This window comes from Burkholderia sp. MSMB1835 (assembly GCF_001526365.1).
Lineage (GTDB): Bacteria > Pseudomonadota > Gammaproteobacteria > Burkholderiales > Burkholderiaceae > Burkholderia.
Map to the genome: position 1 here is coordinate 225,326 of NZ_LOYP01000018.1, position 21,316 is coordinate 246,641.

The following is a 21,316-nucleotide window of genomic DNA, read 5'->3' on the forward strand; positions in this document are numbered from 1 at the left end:
GCGGCGGGGCATCCCGCCGCGGCGCGGCCGCCTCGCGTCACTTGCCGGCCAGCACCCGGCCGCCGGCATCCGCCGGCGCGCCGCCGCGTTCCGCCTCACGCGCCGCGTCCATTGCCCGCGCAAGCGCATCGAACACGACGGGCCCCTTGCAGCGCGACACGTTGAAGCGCATGTACGACGTCGCGCTGCGCGACGCGCTGAACACGTCGCCGGGTGCGAGCACCACGTCATGGTCCAGCGCGTGGCGTGCGACGCGCGCGGCGTCGAGCCCGTCCGGCAATTGCGCCCACACGAACAACCCGCCGCGCGGCTCCGTCCAGATCGCGAGGCCGGCTCGCGCGAGGCGCCGGATCGTTTCGCCCATCGCATCCGCGAGACGCGCGCGCAGGCTGTCGAGATGGCGCCGGTACGTGCCGTCGATCAGCAGCCGGTGCACGACGTTCGCGCCGATCTGCGCGTTGCCGAACGACGTCGCGAGCTTCAGGTCGACGAGCGCGTCGATCCATTCCGGGCGCGCGGCGACATAGCCGCAGCGGATCGCGGCCGACAGCGTCTTCGAGAAGCTGCCGATCGACACGACGCGCGACAGCCCGTCGAACGCCGCGAGGCGCGGCGCGGGCGTGCTTTCGAAATCCGCGAAGATGTCGTCCTCGACGATCAGCAGCCCGTGCTCGGCCGCGAGCGTCAGCAGCCGGTGCGCGACGGGCGGCGCGAGCGTCGCGCCGGTGGGGTTGTGCAGTGCCGCGTTGGTGATGTACAGGCGCGGCCGGTGCTCGGCGAGTACTTGCTCGAAGCGCACGAGATCGGGGCCGTTCGGCGTGAACGGCACGCTGACGATCCGTGCGCGGTGCGCGCGCAGCAGCGCCTGGAAGTTGAAGTAGCACGGATCGTCGAGCACGACGGTATCGCTGGGTTCCAGCAGCAGGCGGCACACGAGGTCGAGCGCGTGCGTGCCGCCGTCCGTCAGCATGATCTGCGCGGGTTCCGCGTGCACGCCGTGCTGCGCGAGCCGCCATGCAAGCTGCTGGCGCAGCGCGGGCAGGCCGAGCGGCGTCGCATAGTCGGTCAGCGCATCGGATTCGTCGCGCGACACGGCGCGCAGCGCGCGACGCAGGCTTTCGTCGGGCAGCCACGACGACGGCAACCATCCGCAGCCAGGCTTCACCGACGTCGGCGCCGCTTCGAGCGACTGGCGCGACAGCCACAGCGGATCGAGCTCGCGATCGAGGCGCGGGCTCAGCTCGGCGAGCGCCAACGGCGGGGCGTGGCCCGACACGTAGAAGCCCGAACCGCGCCGTGCGACGAGCACGCCTTCGCTCGCGAGCCGCTCGTACGCATCGACGACCGTCGATTTCGACACGCCGAGCGCGTCGGCCATCATCCGGATCGACGGCACGCGCGCACCGGGCATCAGCGCGCGGCTCGCGATCCGCGCGCGCAGGGTGTCCATGACGGTTTCCACACGCGTGCGCGACGGCGCGGGCGGAGCGGGAATCGGGGCGGAATGGCTCATGGCGAACGATGAACTGTACGGCCGGTTGTTCAGTACAGTTTGTCTGAATTGTATTGGGCTGTAGCTTACGCCGTTTTGGCCGGCGGCGGATCATCGGTCATCCATCTTCCATTCAGGGTTGACCGTGCAAAAGACGACCGACGGATGGCTCAGCGGCATGCTGGGCGTCATCATCTTCAGTGGCTCGCTGCCCGCGACGCGTGTCGCGGTGCAAGGGCTCGACCCGCTGTTTCTCACGTTCGCCCGCGCGACGATCGCCGGTGCGCTCGGCCTGCTGCTGCTCGTCGTGCTGAAGCAGAAGCGGCCGTCGCGTGCCGAGGCCGTGTCGCTGGCCGTCGTCGCGCTCGGTGTCGTGGTCGGGTTCCCGTTGCTGACGGCGCTTGCGCTGAAGCACGTGACGTCGGCGCATGCGATCGTGTTCGTCGGGCTGCTGCCGCTTGCGACCGCGCTGTTCGGCGTGTGGCGCGGCGGCGAACGGCCGCGGCTGCCGTTCTGGATCTTCTCGATCGTCGGCAGCGGCGCGGTGGCCGCGTTTGCGCTGCGCAACGGCGGGCAGGCGTCGGTGCTCGGTGATGCGCTGATGCTGGCCGCGATCGTCGCGTGCGGGCTCGGTTATGCGGAAGGCGCGCGGCTGTCGCGCCAGCTCGGCGGCTGGCAGGTGATCTCGTGGGCGCTCGTGCTGTCGCTGCCGCTGATGCTGCCGCTCGCGTGGCTGACCTGGCCCGCGTCGTTCGACGGCGTCGACGCCGCCGCGCTGTGGGGGCTCGCGTACGTGTCGCTGTTCAGCATGTTGATCGGCTTCGTGTTCTGGTATCGCGGGCTTGCGCTCGGCGGGATCGCGGGCGTCGGCCAGTTGCAGCTGCTGCAGCCGTTCTTCGGCCTGCTGCTCGCGGCCGGGCTGTTGCACGAGACGGTGCCGCCGTCGATGGTCGTCGTGACGGTCGTGGTGGTCGGCTGCGTGGCGGGCGCGAAGTACTTCTCGAAGATGGCGCCCGTGCAGCGCGCGGGGTGAGGCAGGCGCCGCGGCGTGCCGTGCATCGAGCCGACGTGACCCGATGCGAGGCCGGCGGCAACGCGATGGCTGCCGATGCGCACGATCGCGAGCGTGAACCCGGCCCGAAGCAAAACGGCCAGGCTGCCGGTAGCGGCAAGCCTGGCCGTTGGCGTTCGTCACGCCGTACGCGTGTTACTCGAACGTCTCCAGCGCGAGCAATTCGCCGATCGTCTGCCGGCGGCGGATCAGTCGCGGCGTGCCGCGATCGACCAGCACTTCCGGCGCGAGCGGCCGGCTGTTGTAGTTCGAGGACATCGACGCGCCATACGCGCCCGCGTCGTGCAGGAACAGCAGGTCGCCGATCTGCGGCTGCGCGAGCTTGCGGTGCGTGACCACACCGCCGGCATCCTGCGTGAACACGTCGCCCGATTCGCACAGCGGGCCGGCGATCGCGAGGTCGACGAGCGGCCGGCCGGCGGGCAGCGCGCCGTCGTGCGCGTGCACCGATACCGCGTGATAGCTGCCGTACATCGACGGGCGCATCAGGTCGTTGAAGCCCGCGTCGATCAGCACGAAATCGTGTTTCGGCCGACGGTTGACGGCCTGTACTTCGGTGACGAGCGTGCCGGCTTCGGCGACGAGAAAGCGGCCCGGTTCGATCTCGATGCGCACCGGATGGCCGAGATGCCGTTCGATCCGCTTGCGCGCGGCATCCCACTGGCTGAAGTAGTGATCGACGTCGACACGCGGTTCGCCGTCGCGATACGGGATCGACAGGCCGCCGCCGGCCGAGATCGCGTCGATGTCGTGGCCGAGCGACGTGACGAGATCGACCATCGCGTCGCACACTTGCGACAGGTGGCCGTAGTCGACGCCCGAACCGATGTGCATGTGGATGCCGACCAGCTTCAGCCCGTACTGGCGCACGATCTCGATCGCGCGCGGCACGTCGTCGATCCAGATGCCGTGCTTGCTCTGCGGGCCGCCGGTGTTGGTCTTGTTGCTGTGGCCGTGGCCGAAACCGGGATTGACGCGCAGCCACACGCGGTGGCCGGGCGCATGCTCGCCGATCCGCGCGAGCATGTCGAGCGAACCGGCGTTCACGGTCACGCCATGCTTGAGCACCGCCGCGAGCGTCGGGCGATCGATCAGGTCGGCCGTGAACACGACGCCTTCCGGCTCGCCGCGCGGGCTGAAACCGGCCGCGAGGCTGCGTTCGATCTCGCCGAGCGACACGGCGTCGACACACGCGCCTTCCTCGCGCATCAGCTTCAGGATATGGATGTTCGAATTCGCCTTCTGCGCATAGCGGATCACGTCGAACTGGCGCAGTTGGGCAATGCGGTCGCGGATGACGTCGGCGTCGTACACCCACAGCGGGGTGCCGTATTGCTGCGCGAGCGTCGCGAGCTGGCGGGAATCGAGGGACATGGCGGATGAATCGGATCGAATGAACGGATAACCGGATGATGCGCCTGATTGGCTATACGGTAAAATGCCTATCTGTCGATATTCGATTCATTTTTGATATATACGATCATGCTGACGCACCGTCATATCGAGGTTTTTCGCGCGCTGATGGTCACCGGCAGCACGACGCGCGCGGCCGAGATGCTGTACACGTCGCAGCCGACCGTCAGCCGCGAGCTGGCGCGGATGGAGCAGGTCGTCGGCTTTGCGCTGTTCGAGCGCGCACACGGCCGGCTGCGCCCGACGATGGCCGCGCTCACGCTGTTCGACGACGTGCGGCTCGCGTATGTGGGGCTTGAACGCGTCGCGGCGACGGCCGCGCGCCTGCGCGAGTTTCGCGACGGGCAGCTGTCGGTGATCGCGTTGCCGGCGTTCGCGCACGCGATCCTGCCCGGTGCGTGCCGGCGCTTTCACGACGCGCATGCGGGCGTCAGCGTATCGGTCGCGACGCAGGAGTCGCCGGTGCTGGAGGAGTGGCTCACGGCCCAACGTTACGACCTCGGGTTGACCGAGCACGACGTCGCGCCGGCCGGCACCGTGCTCACGCCGCTGCTCGAAGTCGACGAGGTGTGCGTGTTGCCCGACGGCCATCCGCTGCTCGCGCAGGACGCGATCGACCTGCCGGATCTCGCCGACCGCCCGTTCGTGAGCCTGTCGCTGAACGATCCGTACCGCATCCTGATCGACGAGGCGTTCGCGCAGCTCGGCGTCGCGCCGCGTTCGGTGGTCGACACGCCGTCGGCGGTGTCGGTGTGTGCGTTCGTGCGGCAAGGGCTCGGGGCCGCGATCGTCAACCCGCTCACGGCGCTCGATTTCGTCGGCCGCGGCCTGCACGTGCGGCCGCTGACGCGCTCGTTCCCGTACCGGGTCAGCGTGATCGCGCCCGAGCACCGGCCGAAGAGCCTGCTCGTCGATGCGTTCGCCGATGCGTTGCGCGGCGAAGCGAAGGCGATCCGCCGCCGGCTGGCCGCCCACCTCGGCTAGCGGCGCCACCGTATGATGGGCGTTTCGTTGCCATCGACCTCATTTTCCGGAATCCCGTCATGACCGACGCATCGTCCTTCCTCGAGCAACCGACCCTCATAGGCGAACGTGTCGTCCTCCGCCCGCTCGACGTATCCGACCGGCAGGCGCTGCTGGACGCCGCGGCCGACGGCGAGTTGTGGAACCTCACGGTCACGGTCGTGCCGGGCGCGCAGACGATCGACGCCTACATCGACACGGCGTTGCAGGGGCGGGCGGCCGGCACCGTGATGCCGTTCGTGATCGTCGAGCGCGCGTCGGGCCGTGCAATCGGCAGTACGCGCTTCTGGAAAATCGATCGCAAGAACCGCAAGCTCGAGATCGGTCATACGTGGCTGAGCGAATCGGCGCAGCGTACGCGCGCGAATACCGAAGCGAAGTGGTTGCTGCTGGCTTATGCGTTCGACACGCTGCACTGCGTGCGCGTGCAGTTCACGACGGACGAGCTGAACGAGAAATCGCGCGCGGCGATCCTGCGGCTCGGTGCGAAACAGGAGGGCATCGTGCGCCACGAACGGATCATGCCGGATGGCCGCAAGCGCAACTCGGTGCGCTTCAGCATCATCGACGACGAATGGCCGGAAGTGCGTGCGCGACTCGAGGCGAAGCTGGCGACGTAACCGGTGACGCGGGACGCGCGACGATCGACGTGCGTCGCGCCGCCGGCAGGGGAGGCGGCAGCGCGACGGCGGGGGAAACGGTGCGCCGCGCACGATGCGCGGCGCTGCATCGCGTTACTGCGCCGATGCGAGGTGATGACGCTGCGCGAGCTTCTGCGCGTCCGCGTAGTGCGCCTGCAGGATCGGCAGCGACTGGCGTGCGACTTCCTTCAGCTTGGTGTCGCGGCCCGACGCGATTTCGGCCTGGAACGCCGAGATCGCCTTCTGCTGGCCGGCGAGCGCGACCTGTTCGATATAGGCCTTGTCGAACTCGGCGCCGCGCAGGCTCTTGATGCTGTTCAGCACGGTCGTGTCCGGGTCGTTGGCCGGCACGTCGACGCCGCGCGGGCTCGCCGCGCGCATCGCCTGGATGATCTTGGCATCGTCGGTCGACACGCGTTGCGCGAACGCCTTGACCTGGCTGTCCGACGTGCGCGAATCGGCGATGCGTGCCGCGTCGTGCTGGGTCGACACGGTCTTCGTGCCGTCCGTGATGAAGGCCTGGTCGGCTTCGTGAATGCGCGTGGCGGTTGCAGCCGGCGCAGCGGACGCGGCGGGCGCCGGTTGCGCGGTTTGCGCGGTCGCGGTCACGGCGACGAGAAGCAGGCCGGCGGCAGACAAGGCGAGGCGCGAAATGTGGGGAAAGCGGTTCATGGGACCTCCTTTCGATCGGGGCTCTGGTTGAAAAACGGATCGTGCGATCCGTCGCTGTGCGAGAGACCGGGCGCGCCCGGGCCGGATTCGACCGCCGCTCTGCCGCGGCGCCGGTCGAATCCGGCCCGACCGATTCTAGGAGAGCGGTCGGGTAGCAGGTGCAACCGTGCTGTGGCTTGTGTAACGGTTGGTAAGACGAATCGATGGGCACGCGTGCAGCCCGGTAGTGCGTACCTGATGCGCATGCGTCGGCGGCAATTTTTGCGTGCGCGTGGCGCATGCAATGGATGAGATGCACGTGCGTGTCATCTGTATTTCGTCGGTGAGATGGCGTCGCGGCCGTCGCGGTGGCCGCGCGGCGGGCGAGAGGGCGGCGTGAGTGGGGGGCGTGGGTGACAGCGTTACACGCGATCGAGCAGCGCGTCGAGGCGCGGCAGCAACGGCGTCGCGCAATATGCCTGCAACGCGTCGGGCGCCGTATAGCCCCACGCGACACCCTGAAAGGCGATACGTGCGTGCCGTGCCGCGTCTGCGTCGCGGATTTCGTCGCCGACGTACAGCACTTCGTCGGCGTGCACGCCGGCCTCGCGAACGAGCGCGCGCAGACGGCGCGCCTTGCCGAACAGCGGAATGCCGCAGGCGAAATGGTCGACGCGCGCGCCGGCGCGCGGGCCGAGCCGGTCGCGCACGATCTCCTCGGTATTCGACGTGGCGATCGCGATGCGGATGCCGCGCGCGGCGAGCGCGTCGAACGTTTCGTCGACGCCGGGGAACAGCCGCACGTGCGCGAGGCGCGGCCGCATCAGGCGGCGCATGTCGATCGTCACGCGCGGCACTTTCCACATCGGCACGTCGAGCGCGCGGACGATGTCGCGCGCCGACATGCCGCGCAGCGCCGGGCGCAGTTCGGGCGTGGCGTCGCGAAAGCCGTGCAGGCGCGACGCTTCCGACAGTGCCGCGAGAAAACTGTCGAGCGAATCGGCGAGCGTGCCGTCGAAGTCGAAGGCGATGAGGCGGTAGGTCATGAGGCGGCGTCTCGGTTTATCGGCGGATGCCATTGTCGCCGAATCGAGGACGGGCAGTGCGGCTGTTCGTCCACGGCGGACACTGGTGCCCCTTGTTCCGCACCCCACGGCGCGGTATCGTCGATGCTCCGCCTTCCGCCCCTCGCACCGGAGAACAGACGTGCCCGCTGCCACTCCCGCCACGCTCAGATTTTCCACCGACAAGCGCGAACTCGACGTCGACGCGATCTTCGACTTCCTGCATCGCGACGCCTATTGGTCGCAGGGCATTCCGCGCGACGTGGTCGAGCGGGCGATCGAGGGCTCGCTGTGCTTCGGCGCGTATGTCGGCGACCGGCTCGTCGGGTTCGCGCGGCTCGTCACCGATCACGCGACGTTCGCGTATCTGTGCGACGTGTTCGTGCTGCCGGCCGAACGCGGCAACGGCTACGGCCGCGCACTGATCGACCATATATTCGCGCAGGAGATGGTGCAGCGGCTGCGCCGCATCATGCTCGTCACGACCGATGCGCACGAACTCTATCGGCCGGTCGGTTTCGGTCCGTCCGCGAACCCCGAGCGGCTGATGGAGATCCGCCGGCCCGACCTCTACACGAAACGCTGACGCGCGGCGCAGCGCATACAATACGCGCTTTCCGTTTTTGCCGAAGAGAAGCACACCATGACCGAACAGGAAGCCGAACAGCTCGCGACGCACCGCCACTACAAGGGCGGCCTGTACCGCTACATCGGCGTTGCGCGCCACTCCGAAACCGAGGAATCGGTGGTCGTCTACGAGCATCTGTGGCCGCATGCGCGCGGGCTGTGGGTACGACCGGAAGCGATGTTCAACGGCAACCTCGAAGACGGCACACCGCGTTTTCGCAAGCTGCGCGACTGATCCGCGGCCGGCGGCGCGTGCGCCGCAAGGTGGGCCGGTTGCGTGACCGAACGTGCGCGCGTTACGTATCGGCGAGTGCCTTCACCAGCTCCGGCGGCGCATGCCCGACCGTCACCTCCGGCGTGCCGTGCCACGCCGCGAGTTTCTTCACGGCCTTCGCGACGTCGGCCGCGAGCCCGTTGCCGAACCGCACGCCCGGCTCGACGTGCACGGCCTTCAGCTCGAACGTGCCGAGCGCACGATGCGCTTTCGCGTCGACGCGGGCCACCAGCCGGCCGCGATGCAGCACGGGCAGGCAGAAATAGCCGTAGCGCCGCTTGTGCGCGGGCGTATAGCACTCGATCGTGTAGTCGAAACCGAACAGCGTCGACGCGCGCCGCCGGTCCCACACGACCGGGTCGAACGGCGACAGCAGCGTCGTGACCGTCGAGCGCAGCGTGTCGGCAGCGGCCGCCGGCAACAGCGCGTCGAGCGAGCGATGCACGTAGGCCGGTTCCTTCCAGTCGTCGATCTGCACCGGAATCAGGTCGCCGGCCTCGGCGAGCCGCTCCAGCTCCGCGCGGTAAGAACGGCGCGGCAACCGATAGTAGTCGGCCACCCAGTCCGCGCGCACGACGCCGAGCGCGCGACACGTGTAGTCGAGCAGCGCGGGCAGCACGGCGTCGCGCGGCGGCAGGTCGCGCGCATCGTCCCAGTCGGGCAGCACGCGTTCGCGCACGTCGTACACGCGCTGGAAATTGCGGCGCTCCGACACCATCAGCTCGCCCGTCGTGAACAGCACTTCCAGGTGACGCTTCTCGGGCTTGCGATCCCACCAGCCGTTGCCCTTCACGCCGTCCTCGCGCGCGAAATCGGCCGACCGTACGGGGCCTGCTTCGCGAATCCGCGCAAGCAGCCGTTCGATCTCCGGACGATTCTGCTCATGCCATTCGGCCGCATATTTCCAGCCCATCCCCGACGGATCGAGCATCTTGTAGCGCATCAGCCCGAACTGCTCGATCGGCAGGAAACACGCTTCGTGCGACCAGTATTCGAACAGGCGCGCCTCGGCGAGATGTTCGTCGAGCCACTGCGGCGAGAAATCGCCGAGACGGCTGAACAGCACGAGATACGGGCTGCGCGCGACGACGTGGATGGTGTCGATCTGCAACTGCGCCATCCGGCGGATCGTGTCGAGCACGTCGGACTTGGTCGCCTTGCGGCGCGGCGGCGTGAGCAGGCCCTGGGCGGCGAGATGCAGTGCGCGGGCGGCGGCGGGCGAGAGCGTGAGCATCGGGAGGACGGTCGAGGGTGGCGATCGGGAACCACTTTAGCGCGAAAGCGGCGCGCGCGTGCGACGCGCGGCCGCAACGCGTCTGACAATGGTTGACAGATACGTTTTGCAAGTTTCCCTATAGTGCAGTTCATGGCGCGACGACAAGTGCGCGCAACGATTCCGCTTCCGACGCACATATGTCCATGGCACGCAGGAAGCGAATCCGGGATTCCCAACCCCCATCGGGAGACCCGGAGCCCTGAGCGGACATCCATGCGGCTGTGCACCGGCCCCGTGTGGATGTCCGCTGATTTTTTTTGTTTTTCCGGTTCGTCGTCCGTTGCCGCGCGACAGGTCATTGGCCGCGTCGGCCGCCGCTTAATGCCGCTTATTGCCGCTTGCCGCGCGCGACTTCGTCGCCGGCGCCGGGCGGCAGCCGCCGCGTGATCGGAATCGACGCGAACGAGCACAGCCCGACCACCAGGAACGCGGGCCAGAAATCCGACCACACCATCGCCTGATGGCCCTGGAGCCAGTGCGACACGTGCAGCACGAGGCCGGCCACCGTCACGCCGAGGCCGAGCGACATCTGCTGCACGACGCTGCCGAGGCTCGTCGCACGGCCTGCGTCGCGCGGCGAGATGTCCGCGTAGATCATCGAATTCAGGCTCGTGAACTGCAGCGCGGGGAAGATGCCGCCGACGAGCACGATCAGCCAGATCGCCCAGGTCGCCATGCCGGGATGGAACACGCCGTACGCGGCGATCGCCAGGCCCGCGAATGCCGCGTTGTAGATGAGCACCGTGCGAAAACCGAAGCGGCGCAGCGTATGCGTGGCCGTCGAGCGGCTGACCGCGCCGCCGAGCGCGGACGCGCACGTGATCAGCCCCGAGTGGAACGCGCTCATGCCGAGCCCTTCCTGCAGCGCGAGCGGCAGCAGGAACGGCACCGCGCCGAGCCCGATGCGGAACAGCGAGCCGCCCACGACGCTCGCGTGATACGTCGGGATCTTCAGGAAACTGAGGTCGAGCACCGGGCGCTCCTTGCGGCGCGCGTACGGCACGTACAGCGCGAGCATCGCGGCGCCGGCCGCGCACATGGCGATCGCGTTCGAGCGCGACGTGAGCGAACCGTCGATCAGCGTGAGGCCCATCAGCAGCAGCGCGGCGCCGCTCGCCGACAGCAGGAAGCCGAACCAGTCGAGCGGGCCCGGGTCGGGCTCGTGCGTGTTCGCGATGTGCTTGCTCGCGAGGTAGATCCCGTAGAGGCCGATCGGCACGTTGATGAAGAAGATCATCCGCCAGTGCAGGTAGGTCGTGATGAAGCCGCCGACGAGCGGCCCGACCGTGGGCCCGAACAGCGCGGGAATCGCGAGGTAGTTCATCGCGCGCACGAGATCGGAGCGCGGCACCGCGCGGAAGATGATGATGCGGCCGACCGGCACCATCATCGCGCCGCCGACGCCCTGTATGAAGCGTGCGAACGTGAGCACGCCGAGGGAGTTGGACGCCGCGCACATCAGCGAGCCGACGACGAAGATGCCGATCGCGGTGCGGAACACGGCGCGCGCGCTGAAGCGGTCGGCGAGCCAGCCGCAGATCGGAATGAACACGCCGAGACCGACCACGTAGGCCGTGATCGCGATGTTCAGGGTGACGGGGTTGTGCCCGAAGTCCCTCGCCATCGCAGGCAGTGCGGTGACGATGATGTTCGCGTCGACGCTTTCCATGAACAACGCACAGGCAACGATGAGCGGTGCTAGAAAGACGGGCGACATGGGCTGGGCGCGCGGTAAAGGCGTCATTATGCCCACAATGTGACCGCTGCGTCACGTGCGACAACAGTTGTTCCGCATGTTGCAACAGTCGTCTTTTCCGAAGGGGGCGGGCAAAGGACGACTGCGCATGGGCGAGCGATGCGGTGCCGGTGCATGCCGCACGCGCGGCGCGGACGCGTTTTCGATGCCGGGCTGGAGATCGATGCAGCGATCTCCGAACGGTGTTTCGCACGGCGCGTCGAACGCGCATTCGAGCTCGAATGCGACGAGCGCATCGACGTTGGCCGGCCGGCGCGATTCCTTTTGACGGCATGGGAGTGCGTTCCTAAAATGTGAGCGCTTGCTCATATTCACTCGCCTTCCGCCATGTCCGAATCGTCGTCGCGCATTCCGCTTTCGCCGCGCAAGGCGCCGCGCCAGCGCCGCTCGGTGGCCACGGTCGATGCGATCGTCGAGGCCGCCGCTCGCATTCTCGAGCGCGACGGCTTCGACGGTTACACGACGAACGCGGTCGCCGCGCTGGCCGGCGTGAGCATCGGCTCGCTCTACCAGTATTTCCCGAACCGCGACGCGCTGACCGCTGCGCTCGTCGAGCGCGAGAGTGCGCATCTGCTCGACGACGTCGACCGGGCGGCCGCGCTGTCGTCCTGCGACGACGTGCTGCGCACGCTGGTGCGTGGAGCCGTCGCGCACCAGATGCGCCGGCCGGTGCTCGCGCGGCTGATCGATTTCGAGGAGGCGCGGTTGCCGCTCGGCGCGCGCACCGCGCGCGTCGCGGACCGCATCCACGCGACGTTGCTGCACGCGCTCGGGCTGCGGGATGCGCCGCGCGTCGCCGCACCCGACGTCGTCGCACACGACCTGCTCGCGATCGTGAAAGGCATCGTCGATGCGGCGGGCGCGCGCGGCGAGACCGATGCGGATGCGCTCGAAACGCGTGCGTGGCGGGCGGTGCGCGGCTATCTCCGGGAGTCGCGCGAATCGAAACTTGCTTGATATGCATGTTTCGTGCGACAGTCGCACCCATTCGCCCCACAACATGACGCGTATCGATCGAAGGCCATCGAGACGAACGCGCGCGCGAACGAGACCTCGTGCCGATCCACTCAACATCGAAAGGAGGGGACACGCCATGACGTCACGTCGTGCCGCACCGCTTGCATCTCGCTTCCCGTCGCGCCAGTCACCGCCCGCGCCGCGTCTGCGCTGGGCTGCCGCACTGGCCATCGCCTATCTTGCCGTCGCCGGTTGCGCCGCGCAGGCCGACAGTGCGAACCAGGCCGCCGCGCAAGCGGCCAGCCAGTCCGCGACGCCTGCCGCCACCGCAGCCGCTCCCGCTCCCGCGTCGGGCACGCTGCTGCCGCCGCCGAGCCAGCTCTACGGCGAGCTGTTCGTCGCGGTGCAGACCGCGCAGCTCTATCCCGACCAGAAGACCTTCGTCGACGCCACGCCCGACACCGATCCCGCGACGATCGTGCAGTTGTATCAGCAACAGAAATCGCAGCCGGGCTTCTCGCTGAAGGCGTTCGTCGACCAGCATTTCACGCCGCCCCCGGAAGGCGGCGTGACGCCGCCGCCGAATCAGACGCTGCGCCAGCATATCGACTGGCTGTGGCCGCAGCTCACGCGCACGAGCGTCACGGCGCCCCCGTACAGCTCGCTGATTCCCATGCCGAAGCCGTACGTCGTGCCGGGTGGCCGCTTCCGCGAAGGCTACTACTGGGATACCTATTTCACGATGCTCGGGCTGCAGGTGTCGGGGCGCGAGGATCTCGTCGACGACATGCTCGACAACTTCGCATACCTGATCGATACGATCGGGCACATCCCGAACGGCAACCGCACGTACTACGCGAGTCGCTCGCAGCCGCCGTTCTTCGCGTACATGGTCACGCTCGCCGCGCAGGCCGAAGGCGACAAGGTCTACCAGAAATACCTGCCGGCGCTGCGCAAGGAACATGCGTACTGGATGCAGGGCGAAACCACGACGCCGCGCGGGCAGGCGGCGCGCAACGTGGTCGCGATGCCCGACGGCGCCGTGCTGAACCGCTACTGGGATGCGAGCGACACGCCGCGCGACGAGTCGTATCTCGAGGACGTGACCACCGCGAAATCGGTGCCGTCCCGCCCGGCGAACGAGGTGTACCGCGACCTGCGCGCGGGCGCCGAAAGCGGCTGGGACTACAGCTCGCGCTGGTTCGGCGACGGCAAGACGCTCGCGACGATCCGCACGACCTCGATCGTGCCGGTCGACCTGAACAGCCTGATGTTCCATCTCGAGACGACGATCGTGAAGGGCTGCGCGATCACGCGCGATATCGCCTGCGTGGCCGATTTTTCGGGGCGCGCGGCGCGGCGTGCGGCCGCGATCAATCACTACCTGTGGAACCGTCGCGGCTATTACGGCGACTATGACTGGCAATTGCGCAAGCCGCGCGACGGTGTGACGGCGGCCGCGCTGTATCCGCTGTTTGCGGGCGTCGCGTGGCCGGAGCGCGCGAAGGCGACCGCGCGCGAAGTGCGCAAGACGCTGCTGCAGCCGGGCGGCCTCGCGACGACGACCGAGAACACGGGCCAGCAGTGGGATGCGCCGAACGGCTGGGCGCCGCTGCAATGGATCGCGATCGACGGGCTGCGCCGCTACGGCGAACCGGCGCTCGCGAAGGACATCGGCACGCGTTTCCTGTCCGACGTGAAGCACGTATATGCGACCGAAGGCAAGCTCGTCGAGAAATACGTGGTCGAGGGCACCGGCACGGGCGGCGGCGGGGGCGGCGAATATCCGTTGCAGGACGGCTTCGGCTGGACCAACGGCGTCACGCTGAAGCTGCTGGGGCTGTACGGCGAGTAATGCACCGCGAGTAAGCCGAGGCGCGGGCCGTGTGCCCGCCCGCACGGCAAGCAACCGCACGGGCCGGACCGTCGCGCAAGCGGCCGTCCGGCCCGTGTTTTCATGCGGCGGGCGTCAGAACGTGATCGTCGTGCGCACGCCGACCACCGTTTCGTCGCCGATGCGCGCGCCGGCCGCGTTCGGGTTCGGGATGCCGCCGCCCGGGCGGAAGAAGTGCTGCAGGTCGGCCTGCACCTGCCACCATGGCGCGACCTGGTACTGGTAGGTCGCTTCGACGACCGTCTCCGCGCGGCGCACCGGATAGCCGGGCGTCGTGTACGCGCCGGTGTCGCCGTCGAGGCCGCGCGCATGCGAGCCGATCTTCGCGTAGCCGATCGCGATGCCGGCGACGTCGTTGTCGCGTCCGGCGAACGGCGCCTTCAGCGTCACGCCGGCGTTGGCGGCGAAATCGACGACATTGCGATCGCCCGGCGAGCCCATCACGCGCGCGAACACGCCGACCGAGCGCGGGCTGTCGGCGGACGGCCGCCACACCATCTGATCCGCGACCGCATAAAAGCCGTAGTTGCCGCGATGCGTGGCGGGGGTGCCGTTGCTTGCCGGATCGGCGAGCGACAACCCGTCGGTGCCGTAGCGCGGATCGTTCGCGTGCTGCGAGTGATACCAGAAGCCGAGCTTGTACGTGCCGGGCAGGCCGGCAGGCTGCGGGGCCTTCGGATCGGCGGCCGGCGCGTTCAGCGCATACTGCACTTCGCCGATCACGAACGCGCCGCTGCGCAGGTTGAAGTTGGTGCCATGCGCGTTCAGCACCTGCGCGTCGCCGTCGGCGCGGCCGGCCGGGTTGCCGTCGAACACGCCGACCATCGCGGTCCACGCGTCGGCCGGCTTCACGCGCAGCCGCACGCCGAGCGACGACAGCGGATACGCGGGGCCGCCGGACGGCAGGTCGGTGGACGGCAGTACGGGCCAGCCGAAGGTCGCGTTCATGAACGTCGCCGCGTTCTGGCTCACCATGAATTCCTGGTCGACGCTCTGCTGGCCGACTTTCACGTCGACCTTGCCGTCGAGCAGCGACTGCTGGTACCAGAGTTCCCACAGGCGGGTGGTCGAATTGGCCTCGATGCCGGTCGCGGTCTGCAACGTCTGCAGGTAGCGCTGCGTGAGGTTAGTGCCGTGGATCTGCAGCCCCGACACGTTGAACGTGCCGCCCGGCAGGCCGATCGCCTTGCCGGTATCGACGTCGAAACCGAATTGCGTGAGCCCCTGGTACGCGCCGCCGCGACCCGTGCCGCCCGACGTGTTGTACAGGTACTCGCTGGTTTCCTGCAGGCTCAGCGTGACGCCGTGCTCGTCGAGCACGTCACGCAGGCCGCCCATGTTGCCGAGCAGGTTCGAGCGTTCCCAGAGGCCGGTGGGCGCGGGCGCGGCGGCATCCGCAGCCTGTTGCGCGGGGGCGGCGGCATCGCTCGCGCTGGCCGCCGGTTCGGCGGCGGACGATGCTTGTGCGAATGCGGAGGTGGCGGCGAGCGACAGCAGCAGCGTGGCGAGCGCATCGGCGCGACGCTTGCGCGGGACGGACGAGAGCAGGTTCTTCATTTGGGTTCCGTTGGCAGTTTGATTCGTTAAGCTGAGGAAACGGGAACGGGACGCGGGGCGTTTGACGACACGGCCCGCGCCGGGAAGGGGCTTACGGCAGCCAGCCGCCGACGCGCCATACCTGCGCGAAGCCGACGCGGGGCGCGACCGAGCACAGCAGCGCGGCGAGCGCGACCGCGGTCGCCGTCGCGGCGATCAGCAGGCAGTCGAGCGGGCGCGGCGCCGCCGGCGCATGGGCGAGCGCCAGGCCGCGCCAGCGGCCGAATGCCCGGGCGAGCGGCGAGCGGCCGGAAAACGAGCGGTTGCACGTGACGTGCACGATGCGCTTGAGTCTGAGCGCGAACGATTGAAAGAACATGACGCTGCCTCCGTTCCGTCCGGCGAACGCCGGACGACGTGATCGAGCGCGGGTGCGTGACGCGGCCTGCGATCGGAGGATGGAACATGGCGGAGCGTGCGACTGACGAACCGGCGATGGCCGGCACGGGTGGAGGCGCGCTAACCCGGCGAGTGCGAGCTAGCGGCAAAAGACATGCGTCTGGCTGCTATCTCGCGATGGCTTGGCCGGCCTGGACCGGCATCGAACTGCAACTAGAGCATGTGTCCACGGTGGGACTCCCGTGATGAATTGGGGCGGATTGTAGTCGCGACTTTTGCTGCGGCGCAAGTAAAAAACGCACGAAAGAGGCGCTGTGTGGTGCGCGCGTCGCGGCGCAGCGGCACCGCCACGCGGCCGCCCGCCGATGGCTAAAAGGACGCGCGGCGGGGTGTCGGGCCGTTGTTCGCGCGCATCGGCGCGTGGCCGTCTCATGACGGCGCTGAAAGGTTTCGGAACGTTATTTCGGGGCGAAATCTTTCAGTCGCGGCGGGCGGGAAATTTATTTCGAGAAATGGGGTTTCGAGGGGTTGACTTCACTTTCGGGCGGTCCATAGAATCCGCCATCTTCACTCTTGGGGCCGCCGCCTTGGACGCCTGCAGTAGTCGATCTTCGAACGAAATTTCCGCCTGAGCGACCGACGTCCGCGCCTCATCGAAGCCGCCGTTTGTCTCCCGGGCAAACGGTGCGCGCAGCAGTATTCCGCAGTCACTCCCTACGTGCACCCTGATTCGCGCCGGTTAGCGTGATGCGTTTTCGCATGCGTTGCCCGGTTTCACCGCCGCCCGGCAGGCGGCCGCGTTCGCGCATCCGTTCTCCGGGCGCGCGAATGCCGCCTCGCAAGCCGGTCGGCGGTCAACCGTGTTCTCCGGAACACCGCACAGGAGCCGCCATGAACGACAGTGACAGTTGTCCCTTATGCCCGTTGCATACGCAGACCCTTTTGAACCCGGGTCGCGGGGGCAATCCGGCCGACTAGCCTGACACGTCGTTCAGGCCCCGGACTGGCCCCGCGCCCACGACGCGGCCGGCACGCCTGCCGTCGCCGCACGGAGCCAGACCATGAACTTCGGCCTTCTGCTGTCGAACTTTCCGCATGTCACGGAATCGCGCCACCACTACGACGCGATGCTGACGCTCGATGCCCGTCCGCGGGTGTTCGCTCGCCTGCTGAACCAGCTGAAATCGTTGATCCACTGAGAAGAAACGCCGAGCGCGCCTCGGCATGCGCACGCGCGGCCGCCCGCGGGCTGGCGCCGCGTGCGCATGCCAAGGTCACACGCTCATCGAACAACCCTTAGCCGTACGGAATACATCATGTCCACGCCCTCCAACGTCTCTCCACCGATCGCGGTCGATCGCAGCGCCGTGCTCGACGAAGCCCATCTGGGCGACATCCGCGGTGCGCTCGGCACGATCGCGCACCACGACACCGGCGCGCGCGGCACGTGGTGGGCGCGCCTGCGCACGCTGCTCGCGATCATCGGCCCGGGCCTGATCGTGATGGTCGGCGACAACGACGCCGGCGCATTCGGCACCTATACGCAGGCCGGCCAGAACTACGGTACGACGCTGCTGTGGACCCTGCTGCTGCTCGTGCCCGTGCTGTACGTGAACCAGGAAATGGTGCTGCGCCTCGGCGCGGTCACGGGCGTCGGCCATGCGCGCCTGATCTTCGAGCGCTTCGGCAAGTTCTGGGGCGCGTTCAGCGTGATCGACCTGTTCCTGCTCAATGCGCTGACCATCGTCACCGAGTTCATCGGCATCACGTTCGTGCTGGATTTCTTCGGATTGCCGAAGGTGGCCGGCGTGTGTGTCGCCGCCGCGCTGACGATGGCCGCGGTCAGTACCGGCGATTTCCGGCGCTTCGAGCGGTTCGCGATCGGGCTGTGCGTGCTGAGCCTGCTGCTCGTGCCGGTGCTCGTCTCGATCCACCCGCCGGTCGCGCAGATGACGCGCGATTTCTTCGTGCCGAACTGGCCCGCGCACGCGAAGCTGTCCGACGTGATGCTGCTCGTGATCGGCATCGTCGGCACGACGGTCGCGCCGTGGCAATTGTTCTTCCAGCAGAGCTACGTGATCGACAAGCGCATCACGCCGCGCTTCATGAAATACGAAAAGGCCGACTTGTGGATCGGCATCGCGTTCGTGCTGGTGGGGGCGGTCGCGATGATCGGCTTCAGCTCGGCGTTGTTCGGCGGCCATCCGGAAGCCGGCAACTTCACCGATGCGGGCGGCGTCATCGCGGGCCTCGAGAAGTATGCGGGCCGCACGAGCGCGACGCTGTTCGCGGTCGCCTTGCTCGACGCGTGCATCATCGGCGCGGCGGCTGTGTCGCTGTCGACCGCGTACGCGATCGGCGACGTGTTCAAGATCCGCCACTCGCTGCACCGCGGCGTGACCGACGCGAAGGGCTTCTATCTCGTCTATTTCGGCATCGTCGCGGCCGCGGCCACGCTCGTGCTGATCCCGGGCAGCCCGCTCGGGCTGCTGACCGAAGCCGTGCAGACGCTGGCCGGCGTGTTGCTGCCGAGCGCGACGGTGTTCCTGCTGGTGCTGTGCAACGACCGCCAGGTGCTGGGGCCCTGGGTCAACTCGACGAAGCTCAACGTGTTCACGGGCGCGGTGATCTGGGTGCTGGTGCTGCTGTCGATCATCCTGACCGCGTCGGTGATGTATCCGGACATCAGCGGGGAAGCGATCGTCGACGTGCTGGTGGGCGGCACCGTGCTCGCCATCGCCGGTTATCTCGCGACGGTACTGATTCGGCGCCACAGGCGCGTCGTCGAGCCGGCCGTCGATCGTTCGCTGCGCGACACGTGGCGCATGCCGCCGCTCGACACGCTCGAGCCGCAGAACATGACGCTCGCGACGCGGATCTGGATGGCCGTGCTGCGCGGCTATCTGGTGATCGCGGTCGGTCTCGTGATCGTGAAGGTCGTTCAGATGACGTTGCTGAAGTAATGCAGCCCGTCTGACAGGACGCGGCGCCGAGCCCGGCGCCGCGTCGCAACCCATGCATGCCGGCCCGCGAGGCCGGCATGCGCGTTTGCGCGCCCGGTTTCGCGAAGCAGCGCCCGCGCCGCGCCCGTGCTCAGATCAGCTCGAGCTTCGACGTCAGGTACGTGAGCTGGATCCGGTTCGCGACGCCGAAGCGCTTGCGCAGCTTGCGCAGGTGATAGTCGACGTTGTGCGCGCTGGTGTCGAGGCGCCGGCCGATTTCCTTGTCGGACGCGCCTTCGGCGATGCCGAGCAGCAACTCCTGCTCGAACGGCGTGAGCCCGTTGACCGCGCGCTCGCGCGACGTCGAGATCAATTGCGGCGACGCGAACTTGTGTACCGACAGCCCGATCGACAGCGCCTGCTCGATCGTCGCCGGCGTGATCCATTCGCGCGTGCGGCGCGGCGCGGTGAAGCTCATGAACGCGTGCAGCCGCGTGCCCGGCACGGCCATCGAATACATGATGCCGCTGCACATCCCGTCGTCCTGCATCGTCTGCAGGAAGCCGTCGAGCGCGGCCGGGCTCACGCACGGCGCGTCGTCGCGCTCGCGGTGTTCGCGGCGCAATTGCTGCAGGTCCCACACGATCGGCATGTTGCACACGCGCGCGCCGAGCGTGCGCGGATCGACGTCGTGATGGTTGTGCCGGACGTAGTCGCCGCGATAGGTGGCCGGCGTGAACGCTTCGTGCAGGTAAAGACTTTCGACGCGCTCGCGTGCGAATTCGAGCGCGAAGTACGCGAATGTCGAGAAGCCCGTCAGATGCAGCAGGCTCGAGACGATGCGGTTGCGCTCGGCCGTGCTCTGCGCGTGCGCGAGCGTGTCGGCGACGCCGAGCTTCGGCGCGTGCGGCTGCGCGACGTCGCCGCGTTTCACGTCGTCGCACCAGACGACCTGCACGGTGCGCTCGCGCAGCGCGTCCGCGCCTGCATTCGATCCGCGCGGCGAGCGGGACAAGGTGGTTGGGGCGACCGCTTCTTCATGCAATGCAATATCGGACATGAGCCATCCCTCGGAATCGACGCGCATCGCCTGGCGGCGGCCGTGTCGTGTACGGCATTCGCGGCGGTGCGACCGAGCATCGTTGTGATATGCGCCGATCGTCATCCCTGACGAAACGCGGGGGCATTGTACAAAAATGCCGGTGTGTGCGTAATATGCCGTAATACGAATGGCGGCGAAAGGTTCATATTCGCACGCATATGGCGACGACCAGAAAATCATAAAGAAAAGACCAGATCGTGACGGGGCGCAGTTTCACATATTGGGAAAGGGCGGGCTCCTCATGACATATGCTGACGGCGCACCACGCGTCGAGTGGTTCTCACAAGCCGATATAGCGGCCGCTGCCGCTTATTCGAACGAATATCATGCAATCGAGCGTGACGTTTTTACCGGTATTCAAATAACGTCCGGTAAAAGCGACCTTGCGTCATTCGATTTCGCGCAATGCCATGCGCGATTGCGGCAAATCGGATTCAGTACGCTCGGTTACGGCGCGTACGAAATGATCGGGCGGCGCATTCTGCGCGCGCATCTGCTGCGCGACCTCGCGCCGGCGACGTTCATGCAGCCGTTCATCGAAGGGATGCTGTACGAAAGCGATCCGCGCTTCGCCCAGGTGCGGCAGAGCGGCTTCCCGGTCGCGTGGCGGCTCGACGAGATCGAGGCGGCCGCACAGGGCAGCGGCGACCGCAAGGTGCTCGCGCTCGCCGGCCATCTGCGCGCGCATGCGATGAACAGCGGCGTGATCTTCGGCCTGTCGGCGCCGCGCCTCGACCTGCGCGTCGCTGTGAACGTGACGTCGGAAACGCACGGCACCGACTGGATCGACGATCGCGTGATCGGCGGCGCGCTGTCGGTCAGTCTTGCCGTGCATCGCGTCGCGCTGCCGTTCCTCGAGGCGCGGGTCGCGCGCATGCGCGGCTTCGCGCTCGGCGACGAGCAGCAGCAGGTGCTCGACCGGCTCGTGCACGGGCTGTCCGACCAGGAGATCGCGAGCGCGCTGCGTACGTCGCTGCACAAGGTCGGGCACCACATTCGCTCGCTGGAAAAGCTCTTCAACGTGCAGAACCGCGCGCAGCTCGCGTACCTCGCCGCACGGCGGCTGCCGTCCTGATCCGACGTCCGTCGCAGGCGCGCGCCGGCCCCCGGCGCGCGATGGAAGCGGTTCCGGCGGCACGTGTCCGAACGGGCCGCCGGGTTTCGTAGTCCGATTCGATCGTCTGAGGAAAACGCGCT

The 21,316-nt window shown here is 68.0% G+C and carries 19 protein-coding genes; 10 read left to right on the forward strand and 9 right to left on the reverse strand.

All coding sequences use genetic code 11. The features are described 5' to 3' along the window. Nucleotides 1-37: 37 nt before the first annotated feature. The gene (locus WS96_RS08845; RefSeq protein ID WP_059831974.1) at nt 38-1,513 is read right to left on the reverse strand and encodes an aminotransferase-like domain-containing protein; all 1,476 of its coding nucleotides are present in this window, start codon (nt 1,511-1,513) and stop codon (nt 38-40) included. Nucleotides 1,514-1,637: 124 nt separating this feature from the next. Between WS96_RS08845 and WS96_RS08850 the strand changes: the two genes are divergently transcribed. Further along, entirely contained in the window at nt 1,638-2,525 is an 888-nt protein-coding gene (locus WS96_RS08850; protein ID WP_059832145.1) for a DMT family transporter, read from the forward strand. A 174-nt stretch (nt 2,526-2,699) separates the two neighbouring features. Here WS96_RS08850 and lysA read toward each other — a convergent pair whose 3' ends face one another. Beyond that, nucleotides 2,700-3,938: a diaminopimelate decarboxylase gene (gene lysA, locus WS96_RS08855; protein WP_059831975.1), complete on the reverse strand. Its 1,239-nt coding sequence runs from the start codon at nt 3,936-3,938 to the stop codon at nt 2,700-2,702. Nucleotides 3,939-4,046: 108 nt separating this feature from the next. Here lysA and WS96_RS08860 point away from each other — a divergent pair, with 108 nt between their 5' ends. Together WS96_RS08860 and WS96_RS08865 are read left to right on the forward strand one after the other, a co-directional pair. After that, nucleotides 4,047-4,961 (forward strand): LysR family transcriptional regulator, encoded by a 915-nt coding sequence (locus WS96_RS08860; RefSeq protein ID WP_059831977.1) that lies wholly within the window; start codon nt 4,047-4,049, stop codon nt 4,959-4,961. Nucleotides 4,962-5,020: 59 nt separating this feature from the next. Then, the gene (locus WS96_RS08865; protein ID WP_059831979.1) at nt 5,021-5,620 is read left to right on the forward strand and encodes a GNAT family N-acetyltransferase; all 600 of its coding nucleotides are present in this window, start codon (nt 5,021-5,023) and stop codon (nt 5,618-5,620) included. A gap of 114 nt (nt 5,621-5,734) precedes the next feature. Here WS96_RS08865 and WS96_RS08870 read toward each other — a convergent pair whose 3' ends face one another. Then, complete coding sequence (locus tag WS96_RS08870) at nt 5,735-6,313, reverse strand: DUF4142 domain-containing protein (protein ID WP_034204411.1); 579 nt, start codon at nt 6,311-6,313, stop codon at nt 5,735-5,737. A 401-nt stretch (nt 6,314-6,714) separates the two neighbouring features. Then, on the reverse strand, nt 6,715-7,338 hold the full coding sequence (locus WS96_RS08875; RefSeq protein WP_059831980.1) for an HAD hydrolase-like protein: 624 nt from the start codon (nt 7,336-7,338) through the stop codon (nt 6,715-6,717). Between the two features lie 160 nt (nt 7,339-7,498). On the opposite strand from WS96_RS08875, the gene WS96_RS08880 reads away from it, so the two are divergent. Further along, entirely contained in the window at nt 7,499-7,942 is a 444-nt protein-coding gene (locus WS96_RS08880; protein WP_059823201.1) for a GNAT family N-acetyltransferase, read from the forward strand. Nucleotides 7,943-7,999: 57 nt separating this feature from the next. Beyond that, nucleotides 8,000-8,218 carry a DUF1653 domain-containing protein gene (locus WS96_RS08885; RefSeq protein ID WP_006480837.1) on the forward strand — a complete coding sequence of 73 codons (219 nt, stop codon included), beginning with the start codon at nt 8,000-8,002 and terminating at the stop codon, nt 8,216-8,218. 61 nt (nt 8,219-8,279) lie between these two features. Here the strand turns inward: WS96_RS08885 and WS96_RS08890 are convergent, their stop codons facing one another. Further along, nucleotides 8,280-9,491: a winged helix-turn-helix domain-containing protein gene (locus tag WS96_RS08890; protein ID WP_059831982.1), complete on the reverse strand. Its 1,212-nt coding sequence runs from the start codon at nt 9,489-9,491 to the stop codon at nt 8,280-8,282. 370 nt (nt 9,492-9,861) lie between these two features. Further along, nucleotides 9,862-11,250, reverse strand: a complete 1,389-nt coding sequence (locus WS96_RS08895; protein WP_059502578.1) for an MFS transporter — start codon at nt 11,248-11,250, stop codon at nt 9,862-9,864. Between the two features lie 366 nt (nt 11,251-11,616). On the opposite strand from WS96_RS08895, the gene WS96_RS08905 reads away from it, so the two are divergent. Together WS96_RS08905 and treA are read left to right on the forward strand one after the other, a co-directional pair. Then, on the forward strand, nt 11,617-12,246 hold the full coding sequence (locus WS96_RS08905; protein ID WP_059831985.1) for a TetR/AcrR family transcriptional regulator: 630 nt from the start codon (nt 11,617-11,619) through the stop codon (nt 12,244-12,246). A gap of 136 nt (nt 12,247-12,382) precedes the next feature. After that, entirely contained in the window at nt 12,383-14,101 is a 1,719-nt protein-coding gene (gene treA / locus WS96_RS08910; RefSeq protein ID WP_059831987.1) for an alpha,alpha-trehalase TreA, read from the forward strand. Between the two features lie 114 nt (nt 14,102-14,215). On the opposite strand, the gene WS96_RS08915 is transcribed toward treA, so the two are convergent. After that, entirely contained in the window at nt 14,216-15,697 is a 1,482-nt protein-coding gene (locus WS96_RS08915; protein ID WP_059831989.1) for a carbohydrate porin, read from the reverse strand. A gap of 91 nt (nt 15,698-15,788) precedes the next feature. Continuing rightward, a complete protein-coding gene (locus WS96_RS08920) occupies nt 15,789-16,055 on the reverse strand; it encodes a hypothetical protein (RefSeq protein WP_059831991.1) in 267 nt (88 codons plus the stop codon). A 1,081-nt stretch (nt 16,056-17,136) separates the two neighbouring features. Here WS96_RS08920 and WS96_RS34030 point away from each other — a divergent pair. Beyond that, entirely contained in the window at nt 17,137-17,274 is a 138-nt protein-coding gene (locus tag WS96_RS34030; protein WP_179949692.1) for a hypothetical protein, read from the forward strand. Nucleotides 17,275-17,391: 117 nt separating this feature from the next. Beyond that, on the forward strand, nt 17,392-19,038 hold the full coding sequence (locus WS96_RS08925) for an Nramp family divalent metal transporter (protein WP_059831992.1): 1,647 nt from the start codon (nt 17,392-17,394) through the stop codon (nt 19,036-19,038). Nucleotides 19,039-19,168: 130 nt separating this feature from the next. Here the strand turns inward: WS96_RS08925 and WS96_RS08930 are convergent, their stop codons facing one another. After that, complete coding sequence (locus tag WS96_RS08930; RefSeq protein ID WP_059832147.1) at nt 19,169-20,077, reverse strand: helix-turn-helix transcriptional regulator; 909 nt, start codon at nt 20,075-20,077, stop codon at nt 19,169-19,171. A gap of 283 nt (nt 20,078-20,360) precedes the next feature. On the opposite strand from WS96_RS08930, the gene WS96_RS08935 reads away from it, so the two are divergent. Then, complete coding sequence (locus tag WS96_RS08935; RefSeq protein ID WP_059831994.1) at nt 20,361-21,194, forward strand: helix-turn-helix transcriptional regulator; 834 nt, start codon at nt 20,361-20,363, stop codon at nt 21,192-21,194. Nucleotides 21,195-21,316: the final 122 nt, after the last annotated feature.